This is a genomic window from Burkholderia ubonensis subsp. mesacidophila (assembly GCF_002097715.1).
Classification (GTDB): Bacteria; Pseudomonadota; Gammaproteobacteria; order Burkholderiales; family Burkholderiaceae; genus Burkholderia; species Burkholderia mesacidophila.
On the sequence record NZ_CP020737.1, the window covers coordinates 1,424,614 to 1,437,221 of the forward strand.

Genomic DNA, 12,608 nt, shown 5'->3' on the forward strand with positions numbered 1-12,608 from the left:
TTCAGTACAATTAGAATATGGCGGTTCCCGGCGGGCCCTGTCAACCTGTCGCGAAATGTTCTAGGGAAACTCCCGAGTTAGAATCGCCGATCACCTGTCCGGTCCATCCCATGACTCAAACTGCTTCAGACGAAACGGGCGCGCGTCCGTCGACGGTCAAGAACAAGCGTGGCCTCGAGACGCGGCAACGTGTGCTCGTGGTGACGAAAGCGCTCATCGGCGAGCACGGCTATGGCGAGGTGACGCTCGACCAGATCTCGAGCGCGGCGGGGGTGGCGAAGAGCAGCCTGCTCTGGCACTTCGGCAGCAAGGAGGCGCTGCTCGCCGAGGCGGTGACGAGCCTGTTCCAGGAAGTCGAGGCGCAGTTGCTGCCGGAGGCAGCCGTCGGGTTGCCGGTCGCGGCGCGCACCCGCCATCTGTTCGAGCGGGTTGCCGAGGCCTTCACGCGCAATCCCGAGGCCAAGGGGATCATCCTGTCGCTGCTGTTCTCGGGCGGCGTGCCCGAGCAGGTAAGGGCGCGGATTCAGGCCGGCTGGCACGAACACGCCGTGTCCATCGCGTCGTTCCTCGGCACGCCCGAACGGCCGTTTCCTCCCGACCTGGCCCGGACCATGGTCGCGATGTTTCATGGCGCGTATTGCCAGTGGTACGCAGACGGGCGGACGCAGCCGATCATGACTTATCTCGCGCCGGCCCGGCAGCTCATACTCGATTGGCTCGACGGCCCGCGTTGAAAAACGTGGTGCGCGTCCCGTTATTGGAACTGCTGCAGGAATGCCGCGAGCTTGCGGCCGAGCGTGCGATGGTGATCGGCCGAAAAGTGGACGCCATCCACCGGGCTGACTTCGATGATCTCGCCGACGTCCAGAAAATGCGCGCCGGCATCCCGGGCGATTTGCGCGTACAGGCTCGCGAGCTGGCGAGATTTTGCCGCGCCGCCCGCGAAGATCTCGCCGAGGAACCCGACCTCGGCGATCGGGGCGGGCGCCATCAGCACCACCTGCGGGGTCGCGCCCGCAGGGCCCGCGCGACACGCGTCCAGTTCGGCGAGCAACACGCCGACCGAGACCGCGATGTCGGCGGGCGTGACCGAGAAGCGCGCTTTCAGGTCGTTCGTGCCGAGCATGAGCACGACGACGTCGACCGGCAAATGGCTTTCCAGACACGGGCGCAGATACGACAGGCCGTTCTTGTGCCGGCCTTCGATCGGGTCGTCATGGACGGTCGTGCGGGCAGGCAAGCCTTCCTCGACGACCCGCCAGCCCGCGCCCAGCGTTTGCGCGAGCACGCCTGTCCAGCGGTCGTCGCGATCGAAGCGTTCCAGCACGCCGGGGCGCGTCATCGGACGCGTGCCGTGGGTGTTCGAGTCTCCGTAGCAGAGCACGGTTTTCTGCGTCACTTGCTTCTCCCTGGTTATTCGTTGATCGCGTCGCGCACCTGAGCGGGTTCGAGCGACGGTCATTCCTTCGGCAGACGCAGGACGTCGAGCGCCTCCTGCGAGAACTCGACCCAGAACTGCTCTTGCGCGATGCCCGCCTTCAGCACCAGATGCTGCAGACGCTTCGCGCGGGAGGCGGTCTCCGGCGGGAAATCGCGCGCCTCGATCTGCCGGTACAGATCGAGCTTTTCCTGGTGCAGCGCCATGTGTCGCCTGATCTCTTCCTCCAGTCCGGCGGGGCCGAGCACCGCCTCCGCGCGCAGCCGGACCAGCAGCGCCTCGCGCAGCGGCGTCGGGTCTTCCTGCTCGGCAATCCAGCGCCGCAGCTCCTTCTTGCCGGCCGGCAGGATCCGGTACGCGCGCTTGCGGCCGCGCCCGGCTTCGGCCGGCAGCGATTCGATCCACCCCAGTTCCTCGATGCGGCCGAGCTCGCGATAGATCTGCTGATGGGTCGCCTGCCAGAAATAGCCGATCGAACGATCGAAGCGGCCGGCAAGTTCCGAGCCGGAGCCGGGGCGTTCGGCGAGAGCGGTGAGAAGTGCGTGAGGCAGGGACATGTCGAATCGGGGGGAATCTACGAGATGCATCGCATCTTGCCATATCGGGGACACAAGGCAATCGGCATGGCAATGTTTGTGCAACATGTTGCATAAACGAAAACCGCGGGCTAGTATCAATGCAACTTGTTGCATAAACACGGAGACGATCGATGGCCCGCTATCCCCACTTGACCACCCCGCTCGAACTCGGCTTCACGTCGCTCAGGAACCGCGTGCTGATGGGCTCGATGCACGTCGGCCTGGAGGAGGCGCCGAACGGCTTCGAGCGGATGGCGGCGTTCTACGCGGAACGGGCGCGAGGTGAAGCCGGCCTGATCGTCACCGGCGGCTTTGCGCCGAACGAGCGCGGCCGTCCGGCGCCCGGCGGCGCGATGCTGACGACGGAAGCGGAGGCCGAGCGCCATCGCGCGGTGACGCGCGCGGTGCACGCGGAAGGCGGCAGGATCGCGCTGCAGATCCTGCATTTCGGCCGCTATGCGTATCACCCGGCGCTCGTCGCGCCGAGCCCGCTGAAGGCGCCGATCAACCCGTTCACGCCGCACGCGCTGAGCGGCGCCGAGGTCGAGGAGACGATCGCCGATTTCGTCCGCTGCGCGGCGCTCGCGCAGTACGCGGGCTACGACGGCGTCGAGATCATGGGCTCCGAAGGCTACCTGATCAACGAGTTCATCGCCGCGCGCACCAACCATCGCGACGACGCATGGGGCGGCGCGTACGAGAACCGCATCCGCTTGCCGGTCGAGATCGTGCGGCGGGTGCGCGAGCGGGTCGGCGCGAACTTCATCGTCATCTACCGGCTGTCGATGCTCGATCTCGTCGAAGGCGGCTCGACGCTCGACGAGGTGATCCGGCTCGCCCGCGCGATCGAGGCGGCCGGCGCGACGATCATCAATACCGGCATCGGCTGGCACGAGGCGCGCATTCCGACCATCGCCACCAAGGTGCCGCGCGCCGCCTACGCGTGGGTCACGCGGCAACTGATGGGCAAGATCGGCATTCCGCTCGTGGCGACCAACCGGATCAACACGCCGGAAGTCGCCGAGCGGCTGCTCGCCGACGGCGCTTGCGACATGGTGTCGATGGCGCGGCCGTTCCTGGCCGACGCCGATTTCGTGCGCAAGGCGCGCGACGGGCGCGCGGACGAAATCAACACCTGCATCGGCTGCAACCAGGCGTGTCTCGACCATACGTTCAGCGGCAGGATCACGTCCTGCCTCGTGAACCCGCGCGCGTGCCACGAAACCGAACTCGTGATTCGCCCCGCGCAACAGCGCAAGCGGATCGCGGTGGTCGGCGCCGGCCCGGCGGGGCTCAGCTTCGCGGTGACGGCGGCCGAACGCGGCCATGCGGTGACGCTGTACGAGGCCGGCCCCGAAATCGGCGGGCAGTTCAACATCGCCAGGAAGGTGCCCGGCAAGGAGGAGTTCAACGAGACGCTGCGCTATTTCCGCCGGCAAATCGAATTGCGCGGCGTCGACCTTCGGCTCGACACGCGCGCCACCGCCGAGCTGCTGCTGCAGGGCGGCTTCGACGAAGTGGTGCTGGCGACGGGCATCGTCCCGCGCGTGCCGCCGATCGACGGCATCGACCATCCGAAGACGCTCGGCTACCTCGACGTGCTGCGCGACGGCAAGGACGTGGGGCGCAGCGTCGCCATCGTCGGCGCCGGCGGGATCGGCTTCGACGTGGCCGAGTACCTGACGCACAACGGCGACAGCGCGAGCCTGAATCCCGAGCGGTTTTTCGCCGAATGGGGCGTCGATCCCGCGTACGGGGATGCCGGCGGCCTGCGCGAGCCGCAGCCCGAACCGGCGCCGCGGCAGGTGCAGCTGCTGCAGCGCAAGACGTCCAAGGTCGGCGACCAGCTGGGCAAGACGACCGGGTGGATCCACCGCGCGGCACTGAAGGCGCGCGGCGTGGGCATGTCGTCGTCGGTGACGTACCGGCGCATCGACGACGACGGCTTCCACGTGACGATCGACGGCGTCGAGCGCACGCTGCCGGTGGACAACGTGGTGATCTGCGCCGGGCAGGTGCCGTTGCGCGAGCTGGCCGAACAGTTGCAGGCCGCGGGGCGCACGGTCCATCTGATCGGCGGCGCCTGCGAGGCCGCCGAGCTCGACGCCAAGCGCGCGATCCAGCAGGGCACGACGCTTGCCGCGACCCTTTGATATTCGATCCACGCCTCATTCATTCACGCCTGACGATACAGGAGCACTCGATGACGCACGCACCGACGCATCTCCATCCCGCTGTCGCGAAATCCCTCGATACGTGGCATGCGCTGATCGAACGCAAGGACCTTGGCGCGCTGGAAGCGATCGTCCATCCGGACGCGGTGTTCCGCTCGCCGATGGCCTTCAAGCCTTACGGCCCGGCGCCCGCGCTGCTGCTGGCGCTGCGGACGGTGATCACGATCCTCGAGGACTTCACCTATCACCGCCAGTTCGGCAGCGACGACGGCATGAGCGTGGTGCTGGAATTCAGCGCGACGGTCGGCGACAAGCAGCTCAAGGGGATCGACATGATCCGCTTCGACGCCGACGGGCGGATCGTCGAATTCGAGGTCATGATCCGTCCGCTCAACGGGCTGCAGGCGCTCGGCGCGGAAATGGGCGCCCGGCTCGGACAGGTGCTGCCTGCATTCAAGTTCAACGGCTGAATCCGCCGCCGCGGGCCATGACGTCGCCGGGTCCGGAGCAGGCCGCGCCGGCGACGGTCATGGCCGCGCGTCCGATTCAGTCACCCCGCTCCGGCAAGGCGCTCCGCTTGTCGAAGAAGTGGCCCATCAACTCGAGCAGCGGCCTGCGGCGCTTCACGAGCGCGAATGTCCATTCGTCGTTCATGCATGACGATTCGGCGGAGTGCGTCGCGTCGACGAGTCGTTGCGCGTGCGGCAACTGATGCCACGGCAGCCACGGGAACGCGTGATGGACCACGTGCAGGTTGAAGTTCAGGATCACCCAGCGCGACCAGATGGGAACGCTCGCGCAGCTGTGCGACACCACGTCCTGTTCCCACAGCGGCGGGCGCTTCGCATCGTGCGCGAGCAGCGGAATCTCCGCGTGGTGCGGGAGATTGAGCATCTCGATGGCCAGCAGCAGCGTGAGCCACAGCACGGCCGCGAATGCGACGAGTTCGCCCAGTACGCCCCACGCGAAGGCCAGCGCGGCAATGCCGGCGTAGCCCAGCAGGTAAATGATCGCGTGCATGCGCTCGGTATTCGGGTTCGACCGGCGCGAACGCGTGTCCTCGGGCCGGAACGAAGCGATCCAGTGCGTGATGATGTGGTTGAAGGCGATCATCGGGATCCAGTACCGCCAGATGAACTCGAGCTTGCGCGCTTCCTTTTCCGTCATCACGGAAAACTTGTCGATCATCTTCTTGTTTTCGGGGTCCCCGGTCGGATGGGCGGTCCATGCGTGGTGCGCAAGGTGGGTTCGGCGTCTCGGCAGGAACGGCAAACCGATGACCCACGCGCAGACGTGGCCGACGCCTTCGTTCCAGAAGGACACGCGCGAGACGGCAAAGTGGAGCGCCTCGTGCATGATCAGGTAAAGATGCAGCAGGGCGAGCACGCCGAGCAGGAACGCCGGTATGCGCGCCAATCCGCCGTGGCACCACAGCAGCCACGCTGCGACGAGCAGCGCGAGATCCGCGCACCACAGCGCGATCGTCGCGCCGCCCGTCGGCCCTTGCGGAAGTTGTTCCTTCACGGCGAGCCATTCGTCTTTTGTCATTGTTGTCCTCGGTCGATCAGTCTGTCTGGATTCGGCGCCGGGCAGGGACGGCGCCGGACGCACGCATCAGGCGGCCAGGATGTGTCGGCCGATATCCTGATAGGCGGCATCGAATGAATCGATGTAGGCGTCGAGCCCGTTCTTGTTCGCGAATTCGTGCTGGCGACGCGCCAGCAGCACGCAGTCGTAGCGTGCGCCGCGATGCCAATGCCATGCCGGCAGATAGGCGGTCATGCCGAACCCGAGCTCGAGCATCGCCTTGATGAGCGTCAGTTTGTCGGCGAGCACGATCGCCCCCACATACGCGTTCCCGCCGTGGTGCGCGAGGAACCGGCGCAGGTCGCCGATCACTTCGTCCGTCGATGCGTAGTCGCCGCCCGCGTGCTGACAGAGATAGATCGCGCCGACCCGTTCGTCGAACTGATACGTGAAGCGGTCGGAAAACTGATCGCCGTGCCCCCAGAAGAACGCATTGGGAAACCGGCCGACCGTGCCGTCGAGTCCGAGCGGCTCGAAGATCTGTTCCCGCAGGAACGTGGACTCGCTGAACACCGGCGCAGCGGGGAGGTAATGGAGATGGGGCCCCGACCGGAATTTTCCGATGGTCACGGCGTGATATTCGTGGATTCCGCGGACCATATTGGGCGAACCGTCATGGCCGACGAGAACCACATCGACGTAGTTTCGAGTCGCCTGAAGCGCGGGGAAATTGCGGGCAATCGCAAACGTCAGATCGTGTGCCGCAATTGGCATGGATTCGATGGTCGATTGCATGAGCGTCGAAAGTATGCCCATGTTCCGGTGTTGCTCGGAAATCATGCCGCGGCCGAACTCCCACGAGCGATTCTGGGCGTTGTAACTGACGCTCAGGCAGCCGATTACCGTTTCGATTTCATTTTCCGCAACAAACCAGACTTCCGATTTGTTTGCAATTGCATTGCGGACGAAGCGTTCGTCAAGGCAAGGGTGGGATGAATCGCCGTATTCCCGTTCGAACAGCGCGCAGATGTGCGCGGCGTCCGCCACCGTTCCCCGGCGGATTCGCAGTCGCAAAGCGCTCGTTGCGCTTCGGTCGGAATAATTGTTGCCGATAATGTTTTCGGAGTACGAGTTCATTTTGTAAATGAAGTCAATTGATTGGCGCTGAGTAAGCTTGGCGAAATATAGATTGCAATTGGAATGCAGTCTTTACATGTAGCAATTTGTTACAATTACTATTTTTAAAACGGCCGCGTCATTTATAATTAATTTTATTAAATAATTGCGCCGACTGTATCGACATCGATTGCTGTCATTATTGTGAAATATTTAATAGCTGAATCGATTGAAATCCGGCGGTGGCGCAAAGCGATTGCGGCGGCCGCGAACGGCACGTTCGCGTCGAGAAAGCAGGGAGGGGAAAATCACCGGCGTCATGGGTGAGCCACCGCCGAACCGGCGGGCGCTTGCGGCCGGGTGCGAAGTGTTGCCGTGATGCGTCAGGCTGACGAGTTCACCACATCGCACGCCTGATCCATCGCCCGCGCCGGCAGCGTGATCACGAACCGCGCGCCGCCGAGCGGCGAATCCTCGAGCCGCACGTCGCCGCCGTGCACGAGCGCGACGCGCCGCGCGATCGCCAGCCCGAGACCGAACCCGCCCGTCTGCCGGTCGCGGCTCGAATCGAGCCGCTGAAACGGCTCGAACACGCGCGCGCGGTCGGCCGCCGGAATCCCGGGGCCGTCGTCGTCGACGGTCAGCACGAGCGCGCCGTCGGCGCCGGCCGTCGCGGCCAGCGAGACCGTCTTCGCCGCATAGCGCAGGCCGTTGCGGATCAGGTTCAACAGCGCTCGCGCGACGAGCTTCGGGTCGCACACGTGGCTCGCCGGCGCGCCGCGCGTCGACACGTCGAGCGCGAGCCCGCGGTCGGCGACGGCGTTCGCGATGCTGCCGGCAATGCTGTCGATCAGGTCCGCCACGGCGACCCGCATCGGCGCGAGTTCGCTTTGACCCTGCTCGAGCCGGCCGATCGTCAGCAGCTCGGTGACGAGCTCGTCGAGTTCCCGCACGTCGCCGAGCAGCGCATCGCGTTGCTCGCGCGTCCGGTCCGTCTCGTCCGGCGCCGCGAGCAACGCGAGCCCGAATTCGAGCCGCGCGAGCGGCGTCTTCAATTCGTGCGAGATGCCGTGCATCATCTCGCGCTGCTGCTGGATCGACGCTTCGATCCGCTGCGCCATGTCGTTGAACTGCTGCGACAGCTCATAGATGTTCGACTTGCTCGACAGCTGGGCGCGCGTCGACAACCGGCCCGCGCCGAACGAGCGCGCGGCGTCCTGCAGCTTGCGCAGGTCGCGCCAGTGGTAATTCACCCACATGACGACCGCGAACAGCGTCGCGAGCGCGAGCACCAGGTAAGCGTAGATGCGGATGTCCAGGTCCGGCGCCTCGACCGGACGGGCGTGCAGCACGGAGCCGTCCGCGAGCGGCATGTAGTAATCGGTGCCGTCGTAGCTGATCGCGATCCTGCCGCTATCGAGGTCGCGCAGCGGTATGCCGCTCAGCCGCGCGCGGGCGTCGGCCATCGACATGAAGCCGAAGCCGGCGGTGCCGTGCCGCGCCAGTTCGCGCAGCGCGAATGCACGCTGCGGGCCCGGATGGCGTTCGAGGTAATCGTTCAGCACGAACGCGTAGGTGGTCAGCGAATCGCGCGTGGCCTGCGCGCCCCGCTCGTAGAAGATCCGGTCGAACGACAGCTGGATGAACAGGATCGCGACCGCGACGCACGCGATCACGATGAGGTACAGCCGGATCAGGGAGCGCAGCATTCACGCATCCCACGCGGAAGGGCTGAACAGGTAGCCGCGGCCCCAGATCGTCTTGATCTTGTGCGGCTCCGACGACGCGTCCTCGAAGCGGCGGCGCAGCCGCGAGATGCCGGAATCGACCGAGCGGTCGAGCCCGTCGAACTCGATGCCGCGCAATTGCTTCAGGATGTCGTCGCGGCTCAGTACGGTGCCGGCGGCGCGCGCGAGGATCAGCAGCAGGTTGAACTCGGCGGTCTTCAGGTCGACCGGCTCGCCGCGCCACGTGACCGTGCGGTTCGGCGGCGAGATCGTCAGTTCGCCGAACACGAGCGATTCCGGCGCCACGCCGGGGGCCGCCGTAATAGCGGGCCGCGCGCGGCGCAGCAGCGCGCGGGCGCGGGCGACGAGCACGCGCGGCTCGATCGGCTTCGTCACGTAGTCGTCGGCGCCCGTCTCGAGGCCGGCGACCTGGTCGTACACGTCGGCGCGCGCGGTCATGATCAGCACCGGCACGTTCGAGAACGCGCGAATCCGGCGGCACACTTCCATGCCGTCGAGATTCGGCAGCATCAGGTCGAGTATCACGAGCGACGGCTGGTGCTCGCGCACCGCCGCAATGGCGAGATCGCCGCGCCGCACGACCGTCACCGCGAACTCGTAGCCGTCGAGATATTCGCGAACCAGCTGCGCCAGGCGGTCGTCGTCCTCGATCAGCAGGACGCGGTATTTGAGCGGGTCTTCGTTCATGGTTTCCTCGGAATGCGCGCGCCGCCGCGCGGCAGGGCGGACGCGGCGGGGCAGGCAGGCGAAGCGGATTTTATCCGGCGTGCCGGCGGGCGGGGCGCGACCGCGACAATCAACAACAATCGAACACAATTGCGCACAGATTTGCGTCAGTTTCCGGACAGTTTCGGCGCGCGGCGGCTTCTAGACTTCGGACTCCCTGACTTCGATCCGAATATCGTGCGCTCAACCCTTCGCCGCTACCGCTATTGCATGCCGCTTGCCGGCCTGACCCTTGCCGCCGCCGCTCATGCGGAGAACGAATACACGATCTCGCTCGGCGGCGGCTTCGCGCCGCGCTACACGGGCAGCAGCCAGTACCGCGGCGTCGTCGCGCCGTCGTTTTCCGCGACGTTCGACAATGGTTTCTTCATCGGCGGCGAGGACGGCATCGGTTACCGGTTGAACCTGCCGCACGGCGTGTTCGTGTCGGCGGCGGTGAACTACGATCCGGGCCGCACGGACGAGAACCGCTTCGACCGGCCGGGCTCCGACTACCTGAAGGGGATGGGGCGGATTCCCGGATCGGTGCTCGTCGGCGTGCGCGCCGGCGTGAAGCTCTATGGCGATGCGGTGCTGAGCGTGACGCTCGATACGCCCGTCACGCATACGTCGCGCGGCGTGTCCGGGCATGTCGATCTCGCGGTGCCGGTGTTCAAGTCGGCCAAGGACGAGATCGTCCTGACGGGCAGCGTGCACGGCGGGTCGGGGCGCTACATGCAGACGTTCTACGGCGTGACGGACGCGCAGGCGGCGTCGAGCCGCTTCCGGCCGTATTCGGCGGGCGGCGGGATCGACAGCGCGTCGATGTCGGCCGTATGGACGCGTGCGGTGTCGCAGCACTGGTCGATCCTCGCGACGGCGGGCGCGTCGCGGCTGCTCGGCCGTGCCGGCAACAGCCCGATCGTGCAGTCGCGCACCAACTACTACGGGATGGCGGGCGCGAGCTACCGGTTCTGACGGCGGCCGCGTCGGGCCGTTGGCGGGGTCGGGTAAGATGGGCTCCGCTATGCCCAAGCGAACGGCCGACCCGTTGCGTTCGGCCGTTGACCGGATGGATCACGGAGCCCTCATTGAAGAACACGATACCGATTCTCGTCGCACTGGTTGCGGGCGCATCGATTGCCGGATGCGCGAATTCGACCCCCGGCAACGCAGGACAGGCGATGCCGGCCCCCGGGCGTCCTGACGCAGCCGCGATCTGCAAGCCCGATGTCGCGCCGGACGATGCCTTGATCGGCAAGTCCGAAGCCGACGCGATCGCGATGCTGGGCGGCTGCCCGTGGCGCGTCGGCGAACGCGACGGCCAGTCGCTGCCGGGCACGATGGATTACCGCGAAGACCGCCGCAATCTCGGCGTGCGCAACGGCAAGGTGATCTGGGTGCGCCGCGGCTGACGCGGCGCGGTCGTGCGCTACTTCGAGATGTACCAGAGCGCGTCGGTGCTGACGCGCGCGGGCGTCGCGGCAGGTGACGGCGACGGCGCCGAAACGGCGGCAGGTGACGGCGCCGTCGCCACAACAGGCATGGCCGCGGGCAGCGACGTCGGCGCGGCCGACGATTTGGTCACGTACCAGAGGGCGTCGGCCGATGCGTTGCTCCGGGCCGTTTCCGCGGTTCGTTTCGCCGGCGGCGGTGCGCTGGCCGCGGCCGTCGCGGCCGGGCGCTGCGCGGGCGCGCCGGCCGGCAGCAACGGGCCCGGCGTCCCTCGCTGCGCGCGCGCCTCGTAGGCCCCGAGCTGGAAGATCAGCGCCTGCGCGGGACGCGCGAGCACCGCATACGGGAACTGCGGCTCCCACGGCACCAGCACGCGTCCGCCCGGCGTGTCGGCAAAGATCGCCGGCACGCGCTTCATGTCGCTGAATTGCACATAGACCTTCGCGCCGTCGTCGAATACCTGGATCGGCTTCGCCTGATCCGCGCCGGTCACCGTCCAGCCGAAGTTGTACGCGCCGGCGGGGCCGGCGGGTGCCGCGGCGGCCGGCGCCGCGGCGCGCGGCCGCGTGGCCTGCGGCGCCGAGATGCTCAGGCTCGCGAACGGGTTGTACACCTGCGGCGGTGTATAGGATGGGGGAAGGATAGGCATGGGAGAGTCCGGCGTATCCGGAATGGTTTGAATCGCATCATAGACCTTGCGGGCGTACGCAAGGCGCTTGTCGGGCGACGCCGAGTTGTACGCGCCGATGGCGTTCCAGGTCGGCCCGAGCTGACGGATGTTCTGCGACAGGATCCACGCGCCGACGAACGCGTTGGTGCACGGGTCGAACAGGCTCTGCTGGCTGATGCCCTCGCGCGAGAGCGTCGGCAGCCACGAGCTGTTGATCTGCATGAGCCCGATGTCGGTCGTGCCGTTGGTGTTGGTGTTCACGGCATTCGCCTTCATGCCGGACTCGACCAGTGCGATGCCGCGCATCAGGCTGACGTTGACATGATGGAAGGCGGCGGCGTCGTCGAGGCAATCGGCGCGGGCAATGCCGTGCATCACGAGCGAAATCGCGATGCTCGGTGCAATTTTCAGCGTTGCGCTGCGGATCGATGGGTAAGTCTGACGCGGCATGGCAGGTTGGGGTGCATTCCGGGCGCCCGGTGCAAGGAAATCACGCAAACGCGAAGTGTGCCATAGCGTGCATGCAAATGGCTCGCGTCGAACTTTCCTTTGCATTTGCCGGCCTGATTCACGCCTGCCGTCCCGACCCCGCCATCGGTGCGCGCCGGGCAGTGCTGCACATTTGTATATAATAATAATTCTCATTTACATATGTGATCGCGCGCCCGCGCCCGGAACCCGGCCATGTCCGCTGACAAGCTCCACCTCTATCGCGAAATCGACTCCCTGTACGTCGGCCATCACGCGTGGCTGCGCGGCTGGCTGAGCCGCAAGCTCGGGTGCGCGCACCGCGCGGCCGATCTCGCGCACGACACGTTCATGCGCCTGCTCGCGCGCGACGAGCCGATCGGCGCCGACGAGCCGCGCGCGTTCCTGACGACGGTCGCGCAGCGCGTGCTGTACAACCACTGGCGCCGCGAGCAGCTCGAGCGCGCGTATCTCGACGCGCTCGCGCAGCGTCCCGAAGCGCACGCGCCATCGCCGGAGGCGCGCGCCGTCGTGCTCGAGACGCTGCTCGAAATCGACCGGCTGCTCGACGGCTTGCCGCTCGCGGCCAAGCGCGCGTTCCTGCTGTCGCAGCTCGACGGGCTCACGCAGGCCGAGATCGCGGCCGAGCTCGACGTGTCGCTGTCGACGGTCAAGCGCTATCTCGTGAAGGCCGGCGCGCAGTGCTTCTTCGCGATGGCGGCCTGACCG

Annotated in this window: 13 protein-coding genes; 6 read left to right on the forward strand and 7 right to left on the reverse strand. The window is 66.6% G+C overall.

What is annotated here, in order from left to right; all coding sequences use genetic code 11:
- Positions 1-110: 110 nt before the first annotated feature.
- Positions 111-734, forward strand: a complete 624-nt coding sequence (locus B7P44_RS06845; RefSeq protein WP_084902095.1) for a TetR/AcrR family transcriptional regulator — start codon at positions 111-113, stop codon at positions 732-734.
- Between the two features lie 20 nt (positions 735-754).
- Here B7P44_RS06845 and B7P44_RS06850 read toward each other — a convergent pair whose 3' ends face one another.
- Complete coding sequence (locus tag B7P44_RS06850) at positions 755-1,399, reverse strand: SGNH/GDSL hydrolase family protein (RefSeq protein WP_084902098.1); 645 nt, start codon at positions 1,397-1,399, stop codon at positions 755-757.
- A gap of 59 nt (positions 1,400-1,458) precedes the next feature.
- On the reverse strand, positions 1,459-1,995 hold the full coding sequence (locus B7P44_RS06855) for a PadR family transcriptional regulator (RefSeq protein WP_084902101.1): 537 nt from the start codon (positions 1,993-1,995) through the stop codon (positions 1,459-1,461).
- Between the two features lie 152 nt (positions 1,996-2,147).
- Here B7P44_RS06855 and B7P44_RS06860 point away from each other — a divergent pair, with 152 nt between their 5' ends.
- Both B7P44_RS06860 and B7P44_RS06865 read left to right on the forward strand, forming a co-directional pair.
- Positions 2,148-4,169, forward strand: a complete 2,022-nt coding sequence (locus B7P44_RS06860) for an oxidoreductase (protein WP_084902104.1) — start codon at positions 2,148-2,150, stop codon at positions 4,167-4,169.
- Positions 4,170-4,219: 50 nt separating this feature from the next.
- Entirely contained in the window at positions 4,220-4,660 is a 441-nt protein-coding gene (locus B7P44_RS06865) for a nuclear transport factor 2 family protein (protein WP_084902107.1), read from the forward strand.
- A 76-nt stretch (positions 4,661-4,736) separates the two neighbouring features.
- Here B7P44_RS06865 and B7P44_RS06870 read toward each other — a convergent pair whose 3' ends face one another.
- From B7P44_RS06870 to B7P44_RS06885, 4 genes are all read right to left on the reverse strand, one after another.
- Positions 4,737-5,738 (reverse strand): fatty acid desaturase family protein, encoded by a 1,002-nt coding sequence (locus B7P44_RS06870; RefSeq protein ID WP_084902109.1) that lies wholly within the window; start codon positions 5,736-5,738, stop codon positions 4,737-4,739.
- Between the two features lie 66 nt (positions 5,739-5,804).
- Positions 5,805-6,854: a GNAT family N-acetyltransferase gene (locus tag B7P44_RS06875; RefSeq protein ID WP_231716661.1), complete on the reverse strand. Its 1,050-nt coding sequence runs from the start codon at positions 6,852-6,854 to the stop codon at positions 5,805-5,807.
- A gap of 362 nt (positions 6,855-7,216) precedes the next feature.
- Entirely contained in the window at positions 7,217-8,542 is a 1,326-nt protein-coding gene (locus tag B7P44_RS06880; protein ID WP_088511420.1) for an ATP-binding protein, read from the reverse strand.
- A complete protein-coding gene (locus tag B7P44_RS06885; RefSeq protein WP_084902112.1) occupies positions 8,543-9,268 on the reverse strand; it encodes a response regulator in 726 nt (241 codons plus the stop codon).
- A 249-nt stretch (positions 9,269-9,517) separates the two neighbouring features.
- On the opposite strand from B7P44_RS06885, the gene B7P44_RS06890 reads away from it, so the two are divergent.
- Both B7P44_RS06890 and B7P44_RS06895 read left to right on the forward strand, forming a co-directional pair.
- The gene (locus B7P44_RS06890) at positions 9,518-10,264 is read left to right on the forward strand and encodes a MipA/OmpV family protein (RefSeq protein ID WP_084902115.1); all 747 of its coding nucleotides are present in this window, start codon (positions 9,518-9,520) and stop codon (positions 10,262-10,264) included.
- 113 nt (positions 10,265-10,377) lie between these two features.
- On the forward strand, positions 10,378-10,701 hold the full coding sequence (locus B7P44_RS06895) for a hypothetical protein (RefSeq protein WP_084902117.1): 324 nt from the start codon (positions 10,378-10,380) through the stop codon (positions 10,699-10,701).
- Between the two features lie 17 nt (positions 10,702-10,718).
- On the opposite strand, the gene B7P44_RS06900 is transcribed toward B7P44_RS06895, so the two are convergent.
- Positions 10,719-11,861: a lytic transglycosylase domain-containing protein gene (locus tag B7P44_RS06900; RefSeq protein ID WP_084902119.1), complete on the reverse strand. Its 1,143-nt coding sequence runs from the start codon at positions 11,859-11,861 to the stop codon at positions 10,719-10,721.
- Between the two features lie 234 nt (positions 11,862-12,095).
- Between B7P44_RS06900 and B7P44_RS06905 the strand changes: the two genes are divergently transcribed.
- Positions 12,096-12,605 (forward strand): sigma-70 family RNA polymerase sigma factor, encoded by a 510-nt coding sequence (locus tag B7P44_RS06905; protein WP_084902122.1) that lies wholly within the window; start codon positions 12,096-12,098, stop codon positions 12,603-12,605.
- Positions 12,606-12,608: the final 3 nt, after the last annotated feature.

Bases quoted from the DNA above. Each gene is read 5' to 3' on its own strand.
- B7P44_RS06870 (WP_084902109.1), bottom strand. From the start codon at position 5,738: ATGACAAAAGACGAATGGCTCGCCGTGAAGGAACAACTTCCGCAAGGG.
- B7P44_RS06855 (WP_084902101.1), bottom strand. From the start codon at position 1,995: ATGTCCCTGCCTCACGCACTTCTCACCGCTCTCGCCGAACGCCCCGGC.
- B7P44_RS06845 (WP_084902095.1), top strand. From the start codon at position 111: ATGACTCAAACTGCTTCAGACGAAACGGGCGCGCGTCCGTCGACGGTC.
- B7P44_RS06865 (WP_084902107.1), top strand. From the start codon at position 4,220: ATGACGCACGCACCGACGCATCTCCATCCCGCTGTCGCGAAATCCCTC.
- B7P44_RS06880 (WP_088511420.1), bottom strand. From the start codon at position 8,542: ATGCTGCGCTCCCTGATCCGGCTGTACCTCATCGTGATCGCGTGCGTC.
- B7P44_RS06900 (WP_084902119.1), bottom strand. From the start codon at position 11,861: ATGCCGCGTCAGACTTACCCATCGATCCGCAGCGCAACGCTGAAAATT.
- B7P44_RS06885 (WP_084902112.1), bottom strand. From the start codon at position 9,268: ATGAACGAAGACCCGCTCAAATACCGCGTCCTGCTGATCGAGGACGAC.
- B7P44_RS06860 (WP_084902104.1), top strand. From the start codon at position 2,148: ATGGCCCGCTATCCCCACTTGACCACCCCGCTCGAACTCGGCTTCACG.
- B7P44_RS06890 (WP_084902115.1), top strand. From the start codon at position 9,518: ATGCCGCTTGCCGGCCTGACCCTTGCCGCCGCCGCTCATGCGGAGAAC.
- B7P44_RS06875 (WP_231716661.1), bottom strand. From the start codon at position 6,854: ATGAACTCGTACTCCGAAAACATTATCGGCAACAATTATTCCGACCGA.
- B7P44_RS06905 (WP_084902122.1), top strand. From the start codon at position 12,096: ATGTCCGCTGACAAGCTCCACCTCTATCGCGAAATCGACTCCCTGTAC.